The organism is Flavobacterium arabinosi (genome assembly GCF_048158725.1).
Taxonomy (GTDB): domain Bacteria; phylum Bacteroidota; class Bacteroidia; order Flavobacteriales; family Flavobacteriaceae; genus Flavobacterium; species Flavobacterium arabinosi.
Map to the genome: position 1 here is coordinate 286176 of NZ_JBLNKX010000002.1, position 21509 is coordinate 307684.

21 protein-coding genes are annotated in these 21509 nt (G+C 34.0%); 11 read left to right on the forward strand and 10 right to left on the reverse strand.

Annotated elements, in window-relative coordinates; all coding sequences use genetic code 11:
• Positions 1 to 191: 191 nt before the first annotated feature.
• Together ACM55K_RS05360 and topA are read right to left on the reverse strand one after the other, a co-directional pair.
• On the reverse strand, positions 192 to 1343 hold the full coding sequence (locus ACM55K_RS05360) for a formimidoylglutamase (RefSeq protein ID WP_416849215.1): 1152 nt from the start codon (positions 1341 to 1343) through the stop codon (positions 192 to 194).
• Between the two features lies 1 nt (position 1344).
• Entirely contained in the window at positions 1345 to 3861 is a 2517-nt protein-coding gene (topA, locus tag ACM55K_RS05365) for a type I DNA topoisomerase (protein WP_416849216.1), read from the reverse strand.
• Positions 3862 to 4157: 296 nt separating this feature from the next.
• On the opposite strand from topA, the gene miaB reads away from it, so the two are divergent.
• The 8 genes from miaB to groL all read left to right on the forward strand — a co-directional run bounded on the left by miaB (position 4158) and on the right by groL (position 11073).
• A complete protein-coding gene (gene miaB, locus ACM55K_RS05370; protein WP_416849217.1) occupies positions 4158 to 5603 on the forward strand; it encodes a tRNA (N6-isopentenyl adenosine(37)-C2)-methylthiotransferase MiaB in 1446 nt (481 codons plus the stop codon).
• A 49-nt stretch (positions 5604 to 5652) separates the two neighbouring features.
• The gene (locus tag ACM55K_RS05375; RefSeq protein ID WP_416849218.1) at positions 5653 to 5796 is read left to right on the forward strand and encodes a hypothetical protein; all 144 of its coding nucleotides are present in this window, start codon (positions 5653 to 5655) and stop codon (positions 5794 to 5796) included.
• Positions 5797 to 5876: 80 nt separating this feature from the next.
• Positions 5877 to 7136 (forward strand): sigma-54 interaction domain-containing protein, encoded by a 1260-nt coding sequence (locus ACM55K_RS05380; protein WP_416849219.1) that lies wholly within the window; start codon positions 5877 to 5879, stop codon positions 7134 to 7136.
• 71 nt (positions 7137 to 7207) lie between these two features.
• Complete coding sequence (locus ACM55K_RS05385) at positions 7208 to 7711, forward strand: LptE family protein (protein WP_416849220.1); 504 nt, start codon at positions 7208 to 7210, stop codon at positions 7709 to 7711.
• Between the two features lie 80 nt (positions 7712 to 7791).
• Entirely contained in the window at positions 7792 to 8646 is an 855-nt protein-coding gene (locus ACM55K_RS05390) for a tetratricopeptide repeat protein (RefSeq protein WP_416849221.1), read from the forward strand.
• Between the two features lie 3 nt (positions 8647 to 8649).
• A complete protein-coding gene (gene secG / locus ACM55K_RS05395) occupies positions 8650 to 8994 on the forward strand; it encodes a preprotein translocase subunit SecG (RefSeq protein ID WP_416849222.1) in 345 nt (114 codons plus the stop codon).
• A gap of 136 nt (positions 8995 to 9130) precedes the next feature.
• Positions 9131 to 9406 (forward strand): co-chaperone GroES, encoded by a 276-nt coding sequence (locus tag ACM55K_RS05400; RefSeq protein WP_035670228.1) that lies wholly within the window; start codon positions 9131 to 9133, stop codon positions 9404 to 9406.
• A 38-nt stretch (positions 9407 to 9444) separates the two neighbouring features.
• Positions 9445 to 11073: a chaperonin GroEL gene (gene groL / locus ACM55K_RS05405; RefSeq protein WP_416849223.1), complete on the forward strand. Its 1629-nt coding sequence runs from the start codon at positions 9445 to 9447 to the stop codon at positions 11071 to 11073.
• Between the two features lie 74 nt (positions 11074 to 11147).
• Here the strand turns inward: groL and ACM55K_RS05410 are convergent, their stop codons facing one another.
• The 8 genes from ACM55K_RS05410 to xrtF form a co-directional block, all read right to left on the reverse strand.
• Entirely contained in the window at positions 11148 to 11828 is a 681-nt protein-coding gene (locus tag ACM55K_RS05410) for a DedA family protein (protein ID WP_416849225.1), read from the reverse strand.
• Positions 11829 to 12026: 198 nt separating this feature from the next.
• Complete coding sequence (locus tag ACM55K_RS05415; RefSeq protein WP_416849226.1) at positions 12027 to 12368, reverse strand: heavy-metal-associated domain-containing protein; 342 nt, start codon at positions 12366 to 12368, stop codon at positions 12027 to 12029.
• Positions 12369 to 12409: 41 nt separating this feature from the next.
• On the reverse strand, positions 12410 to 14419 hold the full coding sequence (locus ACM55K_RS05420) for a TonB-dependent receptor plug domain-containing protein (RefSeq protein ID WP_416849227.1): 2010 nt from the start codon (positions 14417 to 14419) through the stop codon (positions 12410 to 12412).
• A gap of 74 nt (positions 14420 to 14493) precedes the next feature.
• Entirely contained in the window at positions 14494 to 14910 is a 417-nt protein-coding gene (locus tag ACM55K_RS05425) for an HYC_CC_PP family protein (RefSeq protein ID WP_416849228.1), read from the reverse strand.
• Positions 14911 to 14962: 52 nt separating this feature from the next.
• Positions 14963 to 16318, reverse strand: coding sequence for an MBL fold metallo-hydrolase (locus ACM55K_RS05430; RefSeq protein ID WP_416849229.1), 1356 nt, complete (start codon positions 16316 to 16318; stop codon positions 14963 to 14965).
• A gap of 43 nt (positions 16319 to 16361) precedes the next feature.
• Positions 16362 to 17192 carry an ATP cone domain-containing protein gene (locus tag ACM55K_RS05435; protein ID WP_416849230.1) on the reverse strand — a complete coding sequence of 277 codons (831 nt, stop codon included), beginning with the start codon at positions 17190 to 17192 and terminating at the stop codon, positions 16362 to 16364.
• 58 nt (positions 17193 to 17250) lie between these two features.
• A complete protein-coding gene (locus tag ACM55K_RS05440; RefSeq protein ID WP_416849231.1) occupies positions 17251 to 17694 on the reverse strand; it encodes an exosortase F system-associated membrane protein in 444 nt (147 codons plus the stop codon).
• The gene (xrtF, locus tag ACM55K_RS05445) at positions 17669 to 18220 is read right to left on the reverse strand and encodes an exosortase family protein XrtF (protein WP_416849232.1); all 552 of its coding nucleotides are present in this window, start codon (positions 18218 to 18220) and stop codon (positions 17669 to 17671) included. The genes ACM55K_RS05440 and xrtF overlap by 26 nt, the downstream gene beginning before the upstream one ends.
• Positions 18221 to 18295: 75 nt before the next feature.
• On the opposite strand from xrtF, the gene ACM55K_RS05450 reads away from it, so the two are divergent.
• The 3 genes from ACM55K_RS05450 (at position 18296) to ACM55K_RS05460 (ending at position 21446) form a co-directional block, all read left to right on the forward strand.
• Positions 18296 to 18751 carry a GAF domain-containing protein gene (locus tag ACM55K_RS05450; protein WP_416849233.1) on the forward strand — a complete coding sequence of 152 codons (456 nt, stop codon included), beginning with the start codon at positions 18296 to 18298 and terminating at the stop codon, positions 18749 to 18751.
• 112 nt (positions 18752 to 18863) lie between these two features.
• Positions 18864 to 19130, forward strand: a complete 267-nt coding sequence (rpsO, locus tag ACM55K_RS05455) for a 30S ribosomal protein S15 (protein WP_066079886.1) — start codon at positions 18864 to 18866, stop codon at positions 19128 to 19130.
• A 153-nt stretch (positions 19131 to 19283) separates the two neighbouring features.
• Positions 19284 to 21446, forward strand: a complete 2163-nt coding sequence (locus tag ACM55K_RS05460) for a polyribonucleotide nucleotidyltransferase (protein WP_416849234.1) — start codon at positions 19284 to 19286, stop codon at positions 21444 to 21446.
• The last annotated feature ends 63 nt before the right edge of the window (positions 21447 to 21509 follow it).

Here is a 21509-nt window from a genome sequence, read left to right on the forward strand (position 1 = left end):
TTAAATTAATTCAAGGCCAAAAATAAAGTTAAATAAAATACAAAAAAAATATTTTACCGATAAAGTGCTAAAAAAATCGATGCAATACATTAAAAGTGATTTTTTTGTGAATTTTGTAATATTAAACCTATAAAACTATCTTAAGTATTAAGGTGATTTTATGTATTTAGATAAATTTTAAAAAACATCAATTATAAAATGTTTTTTCTTTGCGCTTTCCACCATCTTTCAGGTAATTCTTGATTACATGCCAATAAATACTCATCGTAGGAACATGGTAATAACGTATTTCTTTTTAATTTATTATTACCGTTTGAAATAAATGGTATTTCTATCCACCACCTGTCCGTTTTATCGCTTTTATAAAAAACAAGCTCCTCTTCTTCCAATGGAACGATATATTTCAAATAGTTTTCCTTGCTTCCAAAAGGATATTCATTAGAACGATAATGAAATCCTTCTATAAAATACCAGATTATCTGTGCAATAATGACAGATTCCTGAACCGAATTATTATGATTAAATATCCCAAAAGAAGATACTTTGTCACTTATTCCTGCATATCTGGACAAAGAACAAATTTCTTTACCATTAAATCCATTCGGTGAAAACGAAATAAAATTCCCTGAATCAGCTGACTTAACCGAATTCAAATCAATACTCACTAAATCTGCATCTCTAAAAACTGGCTCAGCAACAGAAATATTATTAGAAATCTCCCCTAATCTATAGCCATCAAAAAATAATTTTTCTATCAAATCTATTTCTTCCTGAGAGTTAAAATACGTTTGATAACCGATATTACAATAGTTAAAAAGATTGTTAGGTTCGTCGATAATTATTTTTGTCAAATAAGAAGCAGCTGACACCTCTTCATTTTCTTTTCCGAAATCAAATTTATTATCAATGGAAACTAAATTGACCATTTGTTCCAAATCATCATAAGCTCTATAAAGCGCATACGTCAAATCTTGAGAGCCTCCGATAACTATAGGGGTAATCTTTTTCTTGATTAGGCTTGCAACCACTTTTTTTAATGCAAAATAAGTATCCGCAGCCGAATTTCCAGCAAGAATATCGCCTAAATCAGCAATCGAGGCATCCCAGTTCCCTGGAAACAATCCGTACAACTCTTTTCTGATTGGTATTAAATCAACATCCGAAACAGCTTTTTTATCTCCCCGATTTTCTAAAACGCCTATTACGGCAATTTTAATCTTATTTAAATCCGGAAACTGTTCTTTTGTATGCCATACAATTTTACTTCCCAATTGCTGAGAAGTTAATCCGTTTATATAACTAAGGATTTCATCATCTACGGGTTTCAGAAAATCAAATTCCATTTTATTTCTTTTTTGCTACGGGTTTCTTTGCAACAGCTTTCTTTGCCGGAGCTTTTTTGGCAGCTACTTTTTTAGCTGGTGTTTTCTTGGCAATCATTTCCTGAACTTCTGCTAATGTCAATTTTGTGGCATCAACCTCTTTACTTAATTCAATTTTGATTTTTCCTTTGGTGATAACCGAACGTCCCCAACGGGCTTTTTCAACTAAAATCCCTTCGTCTTCCCAGTTGTGTAAAACCTTATCTATATTTTTTTGCAATTTATCTTCAATCAATTCTTCAACATCTGATTGTGACAAATTATCGAAATTGTATTTCTTGCTTACATTTATAAACAAACCATTCCATTTGATAAACGGACCAAAACGACCAACGCCTTTTTGAACACCTTCTCCTTTATAAACTGCAATCGGCGCATCAGCTATTGCTTTTTCATCAATTAATTCTTTAGCTCTTTCAAAATCTACATCCAAAGGATTTTCTCCTTTCGGCAAAGAAACAAAAGCCGCTCCATGACGAATATAAGGCCCAAAACGACCATTACTCACTTCAACTTCCTCGTCTTTATAATTTCCAAGGTTTTTTGGCAACAAAAATAAATTTAAAGTTTCCTCTAAAGTTATATTTCCAATATTTTGATCCGCCATTAAACTGGCAAACTTTTTTTCTTCATCATCTGCAGCTCCAATTTGAGCCATTGGTCCAAATTTCCCTAAACGCACCGAAACTGGTTTCCCCGTTTTTGGATCTGTTCCCAGAATTCTTTCGCCACTTTCTCTATCCGCATTTGCCTCTACATCTTTTACCGTTGGGTGAAATTTATCATAGAACTCTTGCATCATTTTTGTCCACTCGATATTTCCCTCTGCAATTTCATCAAAATCCTGCTCCACTTTTGCAGTGAAATTATAATCTAAAATATTTCCGAAATTCTTAACCAAGAAATCCGTAACAATAGTCCCAATATCTGTAGGAACTAATTTTCCTTTATCAGAACCCGTATTTTCTTTCAGTAACTTCTCTCCAACTTTTCCTGATTGTAAAGTCAGCTGTGTATAATTACGTTCCTGACCATCAAGATTTCCTTTCTCAACATAATTTCTATTGATAATCGTAGAAATTGTTGGTGCGTAAGTAGAAGGACGACCAATTCCCAATTCCTCTAATTTTTTCACCAAAGAAGCTTCAGTATATCTTGCAGCTGCACGAGAATACCTTTCGGTTGCAGTGATGTAATTGTTTTGTAATTTTTCGTTGACTTTCATAGCTGGCAACATGCCTTCTTGCTCCTCTTCATCATCATCATGACCTTCAAGATACACTTTTAGGAATCCTTCAAAAAGTAAAACTTCGCCGGATGCCGTGAAAATATCGCCATGATTGTTGGCCTCAATTTTCACATTAGTACGCTCCAATTGTGCGTCACTCATTTGCGAAGCCAATGTTCTTTTCCAAATTAAATCATACAAACGGGCTTGATCTCTATCGATGTCTACTGTATGACGCGACATATCCGTAGGACGAATCGCTTCGTGTGCTTCTTGTGCGCCTTTGCTTTTATTGACAAAAGTTCGAGGCTTTGAAAACTCTTTTCCATAGGATTTGATGATTTCTGCCTGAGCAGCTTCCATCGCATCTTTGGATAAATTCACACTATCCGTTCTCATATATGTGATGAGTCCAGCTTCGTATAAACGTTGTGCCAATTGCATCGTAATTCCAACAGGTAAATACAATTTACGAGCGGCTTCTTGCTGCAAAGTCGAAGTTGTAAATGGACCAGTTGGTGATTTTTTGGTAGGCTTCGTTTCTAAATCTGAAACTTTATAGGTAGACCCGATATTTTTATTTAAAAAATCTTCGGCTTCTTTCTTCGTATTGAAATTTTTCGGCAGTTTGGCTTTGAATGACTTTCCGACTTCGTTAGTGAATTCTGCTACAATAGAATACGATGCAACTGCTTTGAAGTTTTGAATTTCTCTTTCACGTTCTACAATCAAACGAACAGAAACCGATTGTACACGTCCGGCAGAAAGTCCTCCTTTTATTTTTCTCCAAAGTACAGGCGACAATTCATACCCAACCAATCGATCCAAAACACGACGGGCTTGTTGTGCATTGACTAAATTATAATCAATTTCTCGTGGATTATCAATTGCTTTTAGAATCGCAGTTTTAGTGATTTCGTGAAAAACAATTCGCTTGGTTTTATTTTTGTCTAATTTTAATTCTTCGGCTAAATGCCAAGAAATAGCCTCACCCTCGCGATCCTCATCACTTGCTAACCAAACCATTTCAGCTTTTTTTGCTAATCCTTTTAATTTGGTGACCAACGCTTTTTTATCGGCAGAAACTTCATATTTGGGTTTGAAACCATTTTCTACATCTACACCAATTTCTTTGGAAGGTAAGTCAGCAATATGCCCATAACTGGACTCCACTTGAAAATCACTTCCTAGAAATTTCTCGATTGTTTTTGCCTTTGCAGGGGACTCAACTATAACTAAATTCTTTGCCATTGCTCTATTTTTCTGGAACAAAAGTATCTATTTTTTTTAAATATTGAGATTTTGAATTCATTTTTAAAACTATTACGCGAAGATTTACAAAGAAATGATTCAGTCAAGAGAAGTTTTTTTAGCCCCGATTACAGTGAAAATCCTTTTTATTTGCCTTTTTCGGCAAATAAAAAGATTGTAGCGAAAAGCGGGAAATAGCTCCCCAGAAACAATGCCTTAAAACAATGTTAATTCTTCGTCTGACATCTTGTCATATTTATTTGAATTGCGTTATCTTTGTGCTTTGAAAATATAGGATGGAAAAGATTATTGAAGAAAGTAAGCAAGGCGAAAGTCTTGTTCTAGAACATAAACCCGAGAATACTAAAAAATTATTCATAGAAAGTTATGGCTGTGCGATGAATTTTTCGGATAGTGAAATCGTAGCTTCTATTTTATCCGGAAACGGATATAATACAACACAAATTCTGGAGGAAGCCGATTTGGTTTTGGTAAATACCTGTTCTATTCGGGACAAAGCGGAGCAGACGATTCGCAAACGTTTGGAGAAATATAATGCGGTGAAACGCATCAATCCGAAAATGAAAGTGGGCGTTTTAGGCTGTATGGCGGAGCGTTTGAAAAGTCAATTTCTGGAAGAAGAGAAAATTGTAGACCTAGTTGTGGGTCCTGATGCGTATAAAGATTTACCCAACCTTTTGCAAGAAGTCGAAGAAGGGCGCGATGCGATTAACGTGATTTTGTCGAAAGATGAGACTTATGGAGATATTTCACCTGTGCGATTAATGAGCAACGGAATTACGGCTTTGGTTTCTATCACCCGTGGTTGCGATAATATGTGCACGTTTTGCGTGGTGCCTTTCACCCGAGGACGAGAACGCAGCCGTGAACCGCAAAGTATTATGAAGGAAATTCAGGATTTGTGGGACAAAGGTTTTAAGGAAATTACACTTTTAGGACAAAATGTGGATAGTTATTTGTGGTATGGTGGCGGTTTGAAAAAAGATTTCGAAAATGCTACCGAAATGCAAAAGGCGACCGCAGTTGATTTCGACCAATTACTGGAAATGGTAGCGGTTGGTTTTCCTAAAATGCGCATTCGATTTTCGACATCCAATCCACAAGACATGCACGAAAGTATTTTACATGTGATTGCAAAATATCCTAATATATGTAAGCACATTCACTTACCTGTCCAATCTGGAAGCAATAGAATCCTAAAAGAAATGAACCGTTTGCACACGCGTGAAGAATACATGACTTTGATTGATAAAATCAGAACTATTATTCCGAATGGCTCCATTTCGCAAGACATGATTACTGGTTTCCCAACAGAAACCGAGGAAGATCATCAAGACACAATGAGCTTGATGGAATATGTGAAGTATAATTTTGGTTATATGTATTCATATTCTGAACGTCCGGGAACTTTGGCAGGAAGAAAAATGGAAGATGACGTTACCGAAGAAACGAAAGCAAGAAGATTACAGGAAATTGTCGATTTACAACAAAAACATGCTTGGTTGCGCAGTGAAGAATTCATTGGTCAAACCGTAGAAGTTTTGGTAGAAAAAGTTTCCAAAAAATCGACCGAAGAGTTTTCTGGAAGGAATTCACAAAGTATTACCGTGGTTTTTCCAAAAGAGAATTATAAGATCGGAGATTTTGTGAATGTGAGAATTTTGAGTTGTACCAGTGGAACTTTGAAAGGAGAAGCAGTTGGTTTAAGTAAAATGAATTAAAAAAATTAGCTGAAATTTAAATTCATAAAGAAAATTTTAAAAGAGTAAAATGTTAAGAAAAAATATAATAATTGGTTTAGTTACTTTTATAATTGGATTTGGAATTACATTCTTTATCATTAGAACCTATTTTCCAAAACATAAAGTTGAAAAAACAGTTCCTGTAAAAGACAGCTTAACAAAACCACAATAGTAGATTCTACGAATCGAATATATTATTTAAACAAAAAATCAGTTTTAATAATTTGCGAAATTCGTGTAAAATAAAAAAATATGGAATCAGTTCAAGCTATAAAACAACGATTTGAGATTATTGGGAATGACCCAAAACTCAATCGTGCCATAGAAAAAGCCATTCAAGTTGCTCCTACTGATATTTCGGTACTGGTAGCTGGTGAAAGTGGTGTTGGAAAAGAGAATATCCCCAGAATCATTCATTCGCTTTCTCATAGAAAACATGGAAAATACATTGCTGTAAACTGTGGTGCGATTCCTGAAGGAACGATTGACAGTGAACTTTTCGGGCATGAAAAGGGCGCTTTTACGGGAGCAACTAACACGCGTGAAGGATATTTTGAAGTGGCTGACGGCGGAACGATTTTCCTTGATGAAGTAGGTGAATTGCCTTTGACTACTCAAGTACGGTTGCTTCGTGTCTTGGAAAATGGCGAATTCATAAAAGTAGGTTCTTCACAAGTGCAAAAAACAGATGTCCGTATTGTTGCAGCTACCAATGTAAATTTGTTTCATGCGATCGAAAAAGGAAAGTTCCGTGAAGATTTGTATTATCGTTTGAGCACCGTAGATATTACTTTACCTCCGTTGCGAGAACGGAAAGAAGATATTCACTTGTTATTCAGAAAATTCGCTTCTGATTTTGCACATAAATACAAGATGCCACCTTTAAAATTAGACGAAAATGCTATTGCTGTTTTGCAAAAATTTCGTTGGAGCGGTAACATCCGTCAATTGAGAAACGTTGCGGAACAAATTTCGGTTTTGGAAACGAACCGCGAAATTACGGCTGCAACTTTACAATCTTATTTGCCTGCTGAAGGTACCAATTTACCTTCAGTAATTAAAGACAAGAAAGGCGACAGCGATTTCAATACCGAAAGAGAGATTTTGTACAAAGTCCTTTTTGACATGAAAAGTGATTTGCATGACTTGAAAAAACTTACTTTGGAACTAATGCAAAGCGGAAGTTCTAAAGTGCAAGAAACAAATCAAAATTTAATCAAAAAAATCTACGGTTCCCAAGAAAATGACAGCGAAATAGATTTTGAAGAAGAACCAAGAACCGCTTTGATTGCCACTCCAAATAAAGAAGAGCGTTATCAAGAAAATGACGATAGCTACCTGTTTGCGGAAACAATAGAAGAGGAAGAGGAAATTTTAAGATTAGAGCAGAAAGAAATTGAAATGATTAAAAAATCATTGGAAAAAAATAAAGGAAAACGAAAAGCTGCCGCAGATGAATTAGGGATTTCTGAAAGAACTTTGTACCGAAAAATCAAACAATTCGATTTGTAAAAAATCAATTTGAAAATGAATATCTTTGCCCCGAGCGTTAGCAAACTGGTGAAGCAATTTTAAAATTTAGAATGAAAAACATTAAATATATTTTTATTTTGTTAATCGCAGTAACTTTCAATAGTTGCTCCGTTTACAACTTTACAGGGACGGGGAAAATTGATGCAAAAACATTTCAGGTGAATTTTTTCCAAAATAATGCCGAATTAATTGAACCTGGTATTGACAGAACCTTTACGCTAGCGTTACAAGATCTTATTCAGAATCAAACTAACTTAAACCTAGTAAAAAGTAGTGGTGATTTAACTTACGAAGGGGAAATTGTAGATTACAGAATAAGTCCCATGACCGCAACTGCAGATCAACAAGCTTCTCAAAACAGATTAAAAATAAGAGTAAATGTTCGGTTTATCAATAAAAATAAAGAGACAGATGATTTTGAAAAAACATTTGAGTTTTATTATGATTATCCCGCTGAGCAACAACTTGTAGGTTCTACTTTGAATAGTGCATTGAAAGAAATATTCGAAAGAATAACCCAAGATATCTTTAATGAATCACTTGCTAAATGGTAATGAGGAGTTGATTCGGTAATTTGTTGGTTCGGTTACTCGAGGAACAAATAAACGAATAACCAAATAAACGAATAACCTTTATGAACGTAACCGATTATACCTATTTAATAAACAGACCAGATGCTATCAATGAGAAGCAAACGGAAGCATTGGGAAATGTATTGGATGAATTCCCATATTTTCAAAGCGCCAGAGCTTTACGTTTAAAAGGTCTTTATAATCAAAATAGTTTTAAGTATAATTTTGCTTTAAAAGTTACTGCCGCACATACAACCGACAGAACGGTTTTATTTGACTTTATTACTTCGGATACTTTTACTGCGATTCAAAAAGATTTATACGATAAAAAAATAGTAGCGCTTCTTGACATTACAGTAGTTGATAGTGAGATAATTATTCAGGAAGAAAAACTGGAGCACAAGATAAATACTCTGGAACAATCGATTCTTACTTCTATAAAGGAAGCTTTACCGTTAGAATCTAATGAAAATTCGAAAACCACAGAAGAAAAATTAGCCATTGGAACTCCTTTGGATTTTTCCATAAGCGAACAACATTCCTTCCAAGAATGGCTTCAATTATCCCGAACGCAGCCTATTGTCAGAGAAACGGAAAGTGTAAATCCTTTTAAAACCCTGCCAATAGAAGATAAAGACAAAAAGAAAAAAGCAGCGTTAATCGATAAATTTATAGAAACCAGCCCAAAGATTTCGCCTGTAAAACATGGTGTTCCGTCAACAGTTACTTTTGACCTCAATAAAGACGACAATTCCTATCTGATGACCGAGACTTTAGCACGGGTTTATTTGGAACAAAAAAAATATCAAAAAGCGATTCAAGCTTATGAAATATTAATTTTGAAATATCCAGAAAAAAGTAGTTTCTTTGCAGACCGCATAGCGGATATTAAGATTTTACAACAAAACAATAATTAAACAATGAGCACATTTTCAATTTTTTTAGTTTTAATAACAATAGTTTGTTTCCTATTAATCGTAGTAATAATGGTTCAAAACCCTAAAGGTGGTGGATTATCTTCTACTATAGGTGGTTCTCAAATGTTAGGTGGTGTACAAAAAACAACAGATTTTTTAGACAAAAGCACTTGGACACTTGCGACTATTTTAATTGCACTTATACTTCTTTCTAGCTTAAGCTTTACAGGAGCATTAAGTGATAATGATTCTAAAATTATTGAACAAACAGGAACTGCTGCACCGGCAACTGCTGCTCCAGCATCTCCAGTTCAAAACACACCTGCTCCAACAAATCAAGAAAAATAAAACAACACTTTTTATTCTAAATGCCAGCCTGTCAAAGCTGGCATTTTTTATAAGAAAATATGTCAGTTATAATAGGATGGCACAATTTCTGAAATCTTAAATGCAATCATAAAAATAATAAAAAAAATATAAAATCATGGCTTTAAACATTAAACCACTTTCAGACAGAGTTCTTATCGAACCAGTAGCAGCTGAAACTAAAACTGCGTCAGGGATTTTTATTCCAGATACAGCTAAAGAAAAACCACAAAAAGGAACTGTAGTTGCTGTTGGAAACGGGACAAAAGACCACACAATGACTGTGAAAATTGGTGATTCTGTTCTTTACGGGAAATATGCTGGAACTGAATTGAAACTAGAAGGAAAAGATTATTTGATCATGCGTGAAGACGATATTTTAGCAATAATATAATCGAATTAACAAATAAACGAATTAACAAATAAATTAAAATGGCAAAAGACATAAAATTTGATATTGAAGCACGTGACGGATTAAAACGTGGTGTAGATGCATTGGCAAATGCAGTAAAAGTAACCCTTGGACCAAAAGGTCGTAATGTAATTATTGGAAAAGCTTTTGGTGGACCAACTGTTACTAAAGATGGTGTTACCGTTGCAAAAGAGATTGAATTGAAAGATCCATTGGAAAACATGGGGGCTCAGATGGTTAAAGAAGTTGCATCTAAAACTAATGATTTAGCTGGAGACGGAACTACAACTGCAACTGTTTTGGCACAAGCTATTGTGAAAGAAGGTTTGAAAAACGTTGCTGCAGGAGCGAATCCTATGGATTTGAAACGTGGTATCGACAAAGCTGTTGAAGCTATTGTCGCTGACCTAGCAAAACAAGCCAAAGTGGTAGGAAGTGATTCTGAAAAAATCAAACAAATTGCTTCAATATCTGCTAATAATGATGAAGTAATTGGTGAGTTAATCGCTGCCGCTTTTGCAAAAGTTGGAAAAGAAGGTGTGATCACTGTTGAAGAAGCCAAAGGAACAGATACGTACGTTGATGTTGTTGAAGGGATGCAATTTGACAGAGGATATCTTTCTCCTTATTTTGTGACTAATTCAGAAAAAATGGAAGTAGAATTGGAAAATCCTTACATCCTTTTATATGACAAAAAAGTTTCTTCATTAAAAGAATTATTACCAGTTTTGGAACCAGTTGCTCAATCTGGAAAACCATTATTGATTATTGCTGAAGATGTTGATGGTGAAGCATTATCTACATTGGTGGTAAATAAATTACGTGGAGCCTTGAAAATCGCTGCTGTAAAAGCACCTGGTTTTGGAGACAGAAGAAAAGCAATGCTTGAAGATATTGCTATCTTAACTGGAGGTACCGTAATTTCGGAAGAAAGAGGGTACACTTTGGAAAACACAACTATCGAAATGTTAGGAACTGCTAAAAAAGTGACTATCGATAAAGACAATACTACAATTGTAAGTGGTGCTGGTGAAGCTGATATGATCAAAAATCGTGTCAACCAAATCAAAGGTCAAATGGAAGCTACAACTTCTGATTATGACAAAGAAAAGTTGCAAGAACGTTTGGCTAAATTAGCTGGTGGAGTTGCTGTACTTTATGTTGGTGCTGCTTCTGAAGTAGAAATGAAAGAGAAAAAAGATAGAGTTGATGATGCACTTCACGCAACTCGTGCTGCTGTTGAAGAAGGAATTGTTGCTGGTGGTGGTGTTGCTTTATTGAGAGCTAAAAATGCACTTAGTACTATTAAAGCTGACAATGCTGATGAAGCAACAGGAATTCAAATTGTATCTCGTGCGGTAGAATCTCCATTGAGAACTATTGTTGAAAATGCAGGACTTGAAGGTTCCGTTGTTGTTGCAAAAGTTGCCGAAGGTTCAGGTGATTTTGGTTACAATGCAAAAACAGACGAATATGTCGATATGCTTAAAGCAGGTATTATCGATCCAAAGAAAGTAACTCGTGTGGCATTAGAAAATGCAGCTTCAGTAGCTGGAATGATCTTGACTACAGAATGCGCCTTGATTGATATTAAAGAAGATCATGGTGGCGGAAACCCAATGGGTGGTGGTATGCCAGGAATGATGTAATATCAGTCCTATTTTTAAATAAAAAAACTCCGTTTCTAATTGAAACGGAGTTTTTTATTTATGTGTATTAATGATTATTTTATATGAACTCTTTTTTTCAAAAGCTTGAATAAAACTGGAACCGTAGTAATAAGAACAATGATTATTATAATATATTCGATATGTTCTTTCAAATCAATTCCGAATTTCTCTAAAAAGATACCGTACAAATAATGTCCGGAGAAAATCAAAATAAAGGACCATAAAAAAGAACTCAAAACATTGAAGAACATGAATTTACTTTTATCCATGGATACAATTCCAGCTACAATTGGCGCAAAAGTCCTGAAAATTGGTAAAAAACGAGCAAATATTATGGCTTTCCCACCATATTTTTCAAAAAAATCTTTTGATTGCAAAAGATATTTTTTCTTAAACCAAAAAGTATCTTCTTTTTTAAATAAATAATACCCGCTTTTTGCCCCAAACCAATAGCCAACCATATTCCCCACAATTCCTGCAGCAGCAACCAATAGCGACAATAAAGTAACATTAATAAAATCGCTTTCTATAGTAACCATATTTTGGACCAAATCTTTACTGTAAATTCCCGCAAGAAAAAGTAAACTATCTCCAGGAAGAAAAAAACCGGCAAAAAGACCAGTTTCGGCAAAAATTATAAATAAAACGATATACAAACCTATTTGAACTTCTCCTATTTGAAGGTTAATATAAAATTCCGGATTAAGTAATTGTGTCCAATCAAAATTATTCATAAAAACGATTTGTAATTAAATTTATTGGTCGTGAAAGTAAGAATAAATTACCTTAACCACAATTTATTGCCATACTTTAAAGTTTAATTAACGCATAAAAGCATTAATCAACCATGATAAACTTAATTACAAACCCATTTTAAATCGTATCATTTAAACAAAATTAAAAACCCAAAGCTTTCACTTTGGGTTTGAAAATTATTGTCGCTCATACAGACAACAGCTATGAAGACTTTGATAATCTTCGTTTGTCGCTTTCACTTCATCCGTATCATGACCTACTTTGGCAATTGCTTTTTTTACGTCTAATGGAGACGTCTTTTCTTCATTAAGTATCAGACTCAACTGATGGGTTTCAATACTCCAAATTGCTGATTTCACTCCAGCCACTGAATAAGCTGCTTTTTGAATTCGTTTCTGACATTGTTGACAATTTCCGTTTACTTCAGTTAGATATTTAGCATTTTTATTCTTCTTCTCTTGAGCTTGAGCAGCAAATCCAAGAAAACTTACCATTAGTATTAAAATAATATTTTTCATTTTTACTTTTTTATTGTGATTATTAATTTTTCATGCTGCGCTTATTTTATTTTAAATCGCAATCCTGCATAATACATTTGTCCAAAAACAGGTGCATATACAATTGAAGTATCAAAATTTGGTCCAAAAGGATTTTCACTGCCAAGTATCACTTTTTCCTGTGTATAATTCCCAATATTCTCCCCACCTATATACATTTCAAAAGTGGAAGAAAAAGTTCTTGTAATTTGAGCATTCATCAACGAATAAGAAGGCGAAAATTCCAGTAATCTATCATTTATTGGATTGCTAGCCCTAGTGGGCAATTGCTGTTTTCCAATCCAATTGAAAGTATAATCAAATTTCCATTGTTTCCCTTTCTCTCCAATGTGGGTTTCATATTCCAAATTTCCAAAAAAACGGTGTTTCGCTTGTAATGGCTTTTGATAATTTCCAGAAATATAGTCCGTCCTTACATCATAAAATTTATAGGCTGAGCGGAAATTGAAATGATCTAAAATTTCATAATTGAATTCCACTTGTAAACTATTGGCAACCGACTTCCCATTTAAATTATAAAACAAAACTTGTTGTGGGCTTTGTAAAACATCAACAATTACCTGATTTTGAAAATCCGTTCTGTAAAAATCAAACCCAACATCCGCGCTTTTGCCAAAGAGCATAAATTTTTGAGCAAAACTCACACCATAGTTCCAAGCGATTTCTGGATTCAATCCATATATTTTACCGTTTGAGTCTAAAACATCAAATGTTCTTGAACTCGCAAAAAGCTGTTGATTTTCGGCAAAAATATTGGCACTTCGTTTTCCTCTACCGGCTGAGAATCTCAAAACTCCTTTTTCCCAAGGATTGAATCGCACATGCAATCGTGGGGTTAAAAATGTCCCCAAACGGTTGTGATTATCAATTCTTCCTCCCAAAATGACACTAAAATTATCTGCATTATCATAAGTATATTCGAAAAAAGCACCAACTGAATTATCAATTCTACTGTAATCATTTATATTGACAAATTCTTGATATTTATCGTAGGTGAAATTCAAACCCGCAGCAAACTTATTCATTATGTTACTGATAATTGAATTAAAAATCAAATTCGAATAATAACTGCTTTGCTTAATATTGTATTGGTTCAAACCAAAATAAGACTGCTGATTATGACTGTTAAAAGCATTCTGAAAACCAATACTCTGATAAGGCAAGTCTTTAAAAACATACCCCACTTTTGTAGAAACATCCAATCGCTCCGTGTTGATTTCAGAACCCCAATAATTTGTAGTTCCCTTGTCTTTGTCTGGATCAAAGTCTAATTCCCCGGTTTGTTTTTTATCATTCATATACCTGAAATTAATAAAACTCACCCAACCTTTTTCAGGATTGTAATATTGATATCTATTGAGAATATTGACTTGTTTGGCTAACGGATTATCCAAAAATCCATCATTATTCATATCGGTTTTTGCAACTCTTGTATTTCCGTGAAGAAACAGGCTGCTACTCCATTTATCTGATATTTTTCTATTGAAATGGGTATTTAATTCAAAACGAGAATCTGACGAACCATACCCATTCAGGAAAAATGGAATATCATTAATCGGTTTAATTAATTCCGTATTAATTTGCCCCGAAATACTTTCATATCCATTCACTACGCTTCCGGCCCCTTTTGTTATTTGGATGCTTTCGACCCAAGTTCCGGGTGTAAATGACAATCCGTAGGCTTGTGAAGCACCGCGAACTGATGGAATATTTTCTTCGGTAATCATCAAATAGGGGCTGGTCAACCCCAGCATTTTGATTTGTTTTGTTCCTGTCAAAGCATCTGAAAAACTCACATCAATCGATGGATTCGTTTCAAAACTTTCGGCAAGATTACAACAGGCTGCTTTAAGTAATTCTTTGCTCGTTATAAGTGTGATATTCCCTGTTACGGTAAATGATTTTTGGATGCCTTTCTGCTTTTTTATCACTTTGACTTCATCCAGTTTTTCCTGAGAAAACAGCGGAATTGAAAAAAAAATAATAACAAATAGCGTTATTGATTTTTGCATGGCAAAATATTTTAATGTTTATAAAAAGTAATTTCAAATCATACAAAATGATTTGACTTAAAAAAACATTAAAATCAGGCGTAAAAAATATATTGGCTGTAAAGCTTGAAAAGTGGCGGCGCATGAGCCTCACAGTAATAAGAGTTATTCTCAAAGCTTTTAAAAATAGTAATTTTAGAAAAAACAATCGGTTTCCATTCCTTTATTAAAAATGGCGTATCGGCAGCATTTAAAGAAAATGCTTTTATAAGTACATTATCTGATTTTTTTTGAAAATGAACGACTTTATTCTTGCAACAACTGTCTTTTTTTGAAACTTTTTTTTCGCAACATCCTTTTTCAACTGAACTTGAAGTTTCGCCAGATTTTAAGTAAAATGGCTGGATTGAGGCTACTTTATCCCCGCAATAATGCACATCAAAAGCCAATCCCACATTGGAAACCAACAGGAAAAAAGCTAAAAGAATACTAATGTGCTTTTTGAATTTCATGTTGCAAAATTAGTGATTTAATCAATCTATAAAATCAAAGTTCTGTTAAAAATTAAAGCTCAAACTCTTGTCCCATTAAAGGAACTTTACAATCAAAAGCATATTTCTCTTGAATTTTTATTCGAAGTTCATCAGCTGGCGTATTTTCACCATGAACTAAAAACACTTTTTTAGGTTTATTTTCTAATACAGAAAGCCAATTGAGTAAATCTTTTTGATCGCCATGTGCTGACAATCCTTCTATTTCAAGAAATTTCGCAAGAACTTGATAATATTTACCATGAATTTTAATTTCTTTTACTCCTTCCAATAATTTTCTTCCGCGTGTTCCTTCGGCCTGATAACCAACAATGATTACCGTCGTTTCAGGCAAACCGATATAATGCTCCAGATAACTCAAAACCCTGCCGCCGGTAACCATTCCGCTTGCCGCAATCACTACTTTAGGCTGTTTATCAAAAATAGTTTCAATCGTTTCCTGATAATCAGAAACCAGTGTGAACATTTTACTCATTTCGGTACAATCGTGCACCGATAATTTATGCCAATTTTTATTATTGATAAAAATTTCCAACGCATTAATCCCCATTGGTGTATCAATAATATAAGGAATATTGGGAATTCTACCTTCTTCTTTAAGACGCCATAGCAAGTACATAATCATTTGGGCACGTTCAACGGCAAAACTGGGAATAATTATTGTCCCCCCCTTTTCAACTGTATTGTTGATATACATTTCAAGTTCTAATTTGGCATCCGTATTGGGGTGAAGTCGGTCTCCATAAGTACTTTCAAGAAATATATAATCACCTTTTTTAGGCTTGGTTGGCGGATGCATTAACACATCATTATCACGCCCAATATCTCCTGAAAAAACCAAAATTTTATTTTCAAGCGTTACTTCAATACTACAGGCTCCAATAATATGTCCTGCATTAAAAAAAACAGCCGAAATTTCTGCATCTAAGGGAATGGATTCATTGATTTTAATCACTCTAAAATGTGGGAAAACTTTTTGAGCTTGCTCTACCGTATAAAGTGGCTCAGCAACTTCATGCTTAGAAAATTTTCCTTCATTCGCTATTCGAGCCTCTTCTTCCTGAATTTTAGCACTGTCGAGAAGAATCAACTTGGCAACAGCCATAGTAGGGCTTGTACAATAAATTTTCCCTTTAAAGCCTTGATTAACTAATCTGGGCAGCCATCCACAATGGTCTAAATGTCCATGGGTTAACAACACAAAATCTATTGTTGAAGGTAAAACGGGTAATGGTTCCCAATTGAGTTCTCGCAGCGGTTTAATCCCCTGAAATTGGCCGCAATCTATCAAAATTCTAACTCCATTGCTTTCGATTAATGTTTTAGAACCGGTTACAGTTCCTGCTCCTCCAATAAATTTAATTTTCATTTGATTTGAATTTAAAATTAAACAATCCAAAACCCATTATTTTTTAAATATACCTACACAAATCCGAGGCTTCTTTTAATACATTTTTAATCCGGCTACCGCTCAATTCAATTTTTTCTAAACAATCTGAATTATTTATAATCTCTTTCACCAAAATCACATCCAAGATTAACAATTTATCTTTTTCGGCGAGTGACAAAGTCGTTAAACAAGTTACAGGATAAAGATAACTGTTGTCATTTTTTGTTTTTAAATTATTGTCCTCGGGATAATTCCAACTTAATAAATTCAATCCTGAACAATTTGCAAAATCAATAGCATCTGTTGTAAACCTGTTATTGGTGACAATCCAACATTTTGAAATAATTTCTTCCTTGCCAAAAATAGCATGCTGATTTCCTTTTAAATCATTAAAACGGGACAATATATACATAGGAACCTTCACATCAGAAGCAGCATCTCTACCGGCATGATATTTACATTCAACCATCGCAATAGTACCATTTTTCTTGACAACAACATCAATTTCATGCGAAACACATTTCCCTTGTAAAGTCAAGTTGGTTACGGTTTCATATTGTTCTGCAAAAAAAAGTCGGGCTATATATTTTTCAAAGAAAAAACCTGCTGGTCCTAATAATCGTATTGCTTCTCTTAAATTATAGCGTGCTGCGTGCGAATTAGCTATTTTTTTCAACATCGTAAAAGCCATTTTGTAAATTTGCTTCGTAGAAATTCCTTCGTAGATTTCGCTTTGAATTGATTGTAAAATTCTTTCAACCACTTCGCTGTTGGCTCCTGATTTTAATAACGATTTTTTTAACTTTTCAGCATTAAATTCAACAATATCCCCGGAATGTTTTATTATTTTCATACCCTTATCATGTTGATAATTAATAAATTAATTCAACATTAAAGATAAATAAAAAAGATTACTTATTTTGTATTTGAAAATAAAATCCCGGAACAAATAACATAACAAAAATGGGTTGGATTAAAAACCGTCGAACATAAAAAAGAACTAAATTACTATGTTCTCTGCAGTAGTAAATTATAAAGAAAAAAGCACTAATCAAAATCATAAAGAAAAAATAATATAAAACTAAGGCAAATTTCACCATCTGTATTTCTTCGAAAAGGACATAGATTATGCCTAATGATATAACGGTATTCAATGTATAACGGAGAAGTAGTCCCAAAAACAATTGGAATGAATTGAAATTTGGCAATGGCAAATTAGTAAAATCACCTTTGAAGTAATCTAAAAAAGGATCATAAAACAATTGATCTTCATAGGCACGAATAAGCACTAATAATGCAACTAAAAAAACAAATTGCACCAATCTAATTTTATTTTTTAATAGTTTTTGAAGCATATCTTGAAAATTTATTAACCCAAATTAACCACAAAATAAAAATGACTCCGTAAATAAATAAAGGAAAAAGCACTCCGTGTAAAAATTGCTTTTGATTCGGAAAATTAAACATCAACACACATAAAAAACCTATTCTTAATACATTCATTACATAGATAAATAGGCTTCCGCCAAAAATAAAAAGTAGCGTTTGTTTTAATTTCCCTGAAAAAGCTACTACAAAAGACACAAACAAAATGATAACACTAATAGCATTACAACCTTCAATAATTCGGGCCATATATTTTTGGTTATAAAACAATTTAATGTAAGGTTCCAATTTATTCTCTTCAACAGTCGCATCATTATCAAACAATTGCAATACTTGCTTTGTATTTTCGCCAACCAATTTAGTGATTCCGTCCAGTTTTTTTTCTTCAAAACTATTAAGATATTCCTGATACAAAAACGTAAGAATAATATAGGTCAAAAAAAAGGTAGCCAGAAAAAGTAAAAAAGGTTTGTAGAGAATAAAATATTTTTTCAAAATCTATTTTTTAACAAATTTATATAATTTTTGAAACCTGCTTTAAATACTTTTGTATAAATATAAATAAAAACCATGACATTTCAAGAATTACAGCCAAAAGTAACCGAAATCACACTACACACTACACTTTCCAAAGACGAAAAACTTTTGTCTATTTGCCAGCTTCTAAGTGACTCTATTGACTATTACAATTGGGTAGGATTTTATTTTGCAAATCAAGAAACTAAAACTTTACACTTAGGTCCCTATGTAGGAGCAGCAACAGATCATACCGTGATTCCTTTTGGGAAAGGTATTTGCGGACAAGTGGCGGTTTCTAATGAAAATTTTGTAGTCCCTGATGTTGCAGCACAAGACAATTATATTGCCTGTAGCTTTACGGTAAAATCAGAGATTGTGGTTCCTCTTTTTGTAAATGGAGAAAATATAGGACAAATTGACATTGACAGCCACGTACTCAATCCATTTAACAAAGATGACGAACAATTTCTAGAGTTTGTAAATGAGGAAATTGCGAAGTTGTATTAAGATTTAAAATAATTGACAATTCATAATTCATAATTCATAATTATTTTTTACTTTTGCAGCCGTCTTACAATAGCTGTATGACATACATAAAAATCATTAAACAAATATTGGAATGTATTTAACTAAAGAGATTAAAGAAGAAATCTTCGCTAAACACGGAGAAAAAACAAACACTGGAAAATCAGAAGCTCAAATTGCTTTGTTTACTTTCAGAATTAGCCACTTAACGGAGCACTTGAAAAAAAATCGTCACGATTATAACACAGAGCGCTCATTAGTATTGCTAGTAGGTAAAAGAAGATCTTTGTTGGATTACTTAAAGAAAACAGAAATCAACAGATATCGTGAGATTATCAAAGTATTGAATATCAGAAAATAATCAATATGAAAGAGGTGCGAAAGTGCCTCTTTTTGTTTTTACATACAACAATAAAAAAGTTTGGTTTTTCATTGGGTTTTAGGCATTAACTACGCACAACAACAACTACAACACAACTAGAACCCATTGTTTAATCTAAAGAGAATTAAAATTATGATTCCAAAAGTTTCAAGAGAAATTATCGATTTAGGAGATGGCAGAAGCATCTCAATCGAGACAGGAAAATTGGCCAAACAAGCCGATGGTTCTGTAGTAGTACAAATGGGAGATGCCATGTTGCTTGCAACAGTTGTATCTGCCAGAAAAGCAAGTCCAGGAATTGATTTCTTGCCTTTAACATTAGATTATCGCGAAAAATTTGCTGCCGCTGGACGTTTTCCAGGTGGTTTCTTCAAAAGAGAAGCAAGACCAAGTGATAATGAAATATTAACGATGAGATTAGTTGACCGTGTATTGCGTCCACTTTTCCCAAATGATTATCACGCTGAAACGCAAGTGATGATACAGTTAATGTCTCATGACGAAAATGTTATGCCGGATGCATTAGCAGGATTAGCCGCTTCGGCAGCTTTATCTTTATCTGACATTCCTTTTTCAACATTGATTTCTGAAGTTCGTGTGGCTAGAGTTGACGGTAAATTTATCATCAATCCAAGTCGTACTCAATTAGAATTGTCAGATATTGACATGATGATTGGTGCTTCAAAAGATTCTATCGCAATGGTAGAAGGTGAAATGAAAGAAATTTCAGAGCACGAAATGGTTGAAGCAATTAAATTTGCTCACGAAGCGATCAAATTACAAATTGCTGCACAAGAAAGATTAGTTGCTGCTTTTGGTAAAAAAGAAGTAAGAACATACGAGCAAGAAAAAGAAGATACTGCAATTTACGACAAAGTAAAAACGGCATCTTACGATTTATGTTACGCTATTGCAAAAGAAGGAACAGCGAAACACGAAAGAACAGCTCAATTTGCTGAAGTAAAAGAGATTGTAAAATCTTTATTTACAGAAGAAGAATTAGCTGAAAACGGAGATTTAGTTTCTAAATATTTTGCGAAATCAAGTAAAGAAGCAGTTCGTAATGTAATCCTTGATTTGGGTTTACGTCTTGATGGAAGAAAAACTACTGAAATCAGACCTATTTGGGCTGAAGTAGATTATTTACCATCAGTTCATGGTTCTGCAATTTTCACAAGAGGAGAAACTCAAGCATTGGCTACAACTACTTTAGGAACTTCTAGAGAAGCGAACCAAATTGACTCTCCATCACAACAAGGTGAAGAGAAATTCTACTTGCATTATAACTTCCCTCCTTTCTCTACAGGAGAAGCAAAACCTTTAAGAGGAACTTCAAGAAGAGAAGTCGGTCACGGAAACTTAGCACAACGTGCTTTGAAAAACATGATTCCTGCTGATTGTCCTTACACTATTCGTATCGTTTCTGAAGTATTAGAATCTAACGGTTCTTCTTCTATGGCAACGGTTTGTGCTGGAACATTATCATTAATGGATGCTGGTATTCAAATGATCAAACCAGTTTCTGGTATTGCAATGGGATTAATTTCTGACGAAAAAACAGGTCGTTTTGCTGTATTGTCTGATATTTTAGGTGATGAAGATCATTTAGGAGACATGGACTTTAAAGTAACAGGAACTGCTGATGGAATTACTGCTTGTCAAATGGACATCAAAATAGAAGGATTGGCTTATAACATCATGGAAGAAGCATTAGCTCAAGCTCGTGATGGTCGTTTGCATATCCTTGGAAAAATAACAGAAACTTTGGCTACCCCAAGACCAACTGTTAAGAAATATGCTCCGAAAATTATCAAAGTAACTATTCCTGGTAACTTTATTGGTGCATTAATTGGACCTGGTGGAAAAGTAATTCAAGAATTACAAAAATCTACAGGAACAACTATCGTTATCAACGAAGTGAACGAACAAGGTGAAGTTGAAATTCTTGGAACTGATCCGGACGGAATTGAAGCAGTTTTACGTAAAATTGACTCATTGACATTCAAACCAGTTGTGGGTGATGCTTATGAAGTGAAAGTAATCAAAATGCTTGATTTTGGAGCGGTGGTTGAATACCAAGCTGCACCAGGAAATGAAGTATTGCTTCACGTATCTGAGTTAGCTTGGGAACGTACTGAAAATGTTTCTGACGTTGTGAAAATGGGTGATGTTTTTCAAGTGAAATATTTAGGTATGGATCCAAAAACAAGAAAAGAAAAAGTGTCAAGAAAAGCACTTTTACCAAGACCTGCACGTGAGGAAGCAAGACCTCTACGTGAGGAAAGAAAAGAGTAATCAGATCTTAGTTTACTAAAGGTTTATTTATAGAAAATCCCGTTTCATGTATTTGAAACGGGA

What these genes read in the sequence shown, in the direction of transcription:
- ACM55K_RS05360 (WP_416849215.1), bottom strand. Translation starts at nt 1,343, where the DNA reads ATGGAATTTGATTTTCTGAAACCCGTAGATGATGAAATCCTTAGTTAT.
- topA (WP_416849216.1), bottom strand. Translation starts at nt 3,861, where the DNA reads ATGGCAAAGAATTTAGTTATAGTTGAGTCCCCTGCAAAGGCAAAAACA.
- miaB (WP_416849217.1), top strand. Translation starts at nt 4,158, where the DNA reads ATGGAAAAGATTATTGAAGAAAGTAAGCAAGGCGAAAGTCTTGTTCTA.
- ACM55K_RS05375 (WP_416849218.1), top strand. Translation starts at nt 5,653, where the DNA reads ATGTTAAGAAAAAATATAATAATTGGTTTAGTTACTTTTATAATTGGA.
- ACM55K_RS05380 (WP_416849219.1), top strand. Translation starts at nt 5,877, where the DNA reads ATGGAATCAGTTCAAGCTATAAAACAACGATTTGAGATTATTGGGAAT.
- ACM55K_RS05385 (WP_416849220.1), top strand. Translation starts at nt 7,208, where the DNA reads ATGAAAAACATTAAATATATTTTTATTTTGTTAATCGCAGTAACTTTC.
- ACM55K_RS05390 (WP_416849221.1), top strand. Translation starts at nt 7,792, where the DNA reads ATGAACGTAACCGATTATACCTATTTAATAAACAGACCAGATGCTATC.
- secG (WP_416849222.1), top strand. Translation starts at nt 8,650, where the DNA reads ATGAGCACATTTTCAATTTTTTTAGTTTTAATAACAATAGTTTGTTTC.
- ACM55K_RS05400 (WP_035670228.1), top strand. Translation starts at nt 9,131, where the DNA reads ATGGCTTTAAACATTAAACCACTTTCAGACAGAGTTCTTATCGAACCA.
- groL (WP_416849223.1), top strand. Translation starts at nt 9,445, where the DNA reads ATGGCAAAAGACATAAAATTTGATATTGAAGCACGTGACGGATTAAAA.
- ACM55K_RS05410 (WP_416849225.1), bottom strand. Translation starts at nt 11,828, where the DNA reads ATGAATAATTTTGATTGGACACAATTACTTAATCCGGAATTTTATATT.
- ACM55K_RS05415 (WP_416849226.1), bottom strand. Translation starts at nt 12,368, where the DNA reads ATGAAAAATATTATTTTAATACTAATGGTAAGTTTTCTTGGATTTGCT.
- ACM55K_RS05420 (WP_416849227.1), bottom strand. Translation starts at nt 14,419, where the DNA reads ATGCAAAAATCAATAACGCTATTTGTTATTATTTTTTTTTCAATTCCG.
- ACM55K_RS05425 (WP_416849228.1), bottom strand. Translation starts at nt 14,910, where the DNA reads ATGAAATTCAAAAAGCACATTAGTATTCTTTTAGCTTTTTTCCTGTTG.
- ACM55K_RS05430 (WP_416849229.1), bottom strand. Translation starts at nt 16,318, where the DNA reads ATGAAAATTAAATTTATTGGAGGAGCAGGAACTGTAACCGGTTCTAAA.
- ACM55K_RS05435 (WP_416849230.1), bottom strand. Translation starts at nt 17,192, where the DNA reads ATGAAAATAATAAAACATTCCGGGGATATTGTTGAATTTAATGCTGAA.
- ACM55K_RS05440 (WP_416849231.1), bottom strand. Translation starts at nt 17,694, where the DNA reads ATGCTTCAAAAACTATTAAAAAATAAAATTAGATTGGTGCAATTTGTT.
- ACM55K_RS05450 (WP_416849233.1), top strand. Translation starts at nt 18,296, where the DNA reads ATGACATTTCAAGAATTACAGCCAAAAGTAACCGAAATCACACTACAC.
- rpsO (WP_066079886.1), top strand. Translation starts at nt 18,864, where the DNA reads ATGTATTTAACTAAAGAGATTAAAGAAGAAATCTTCGCTAAACACGGA.
- ACM55K_RS05460 (WP_416849234.1), top strand. Translation starts at nt 19,284, where the DNA reads ATGATTCCAAAAGTTTCAAGAGAAATTATCGATTTAGGAGATGGCAGA.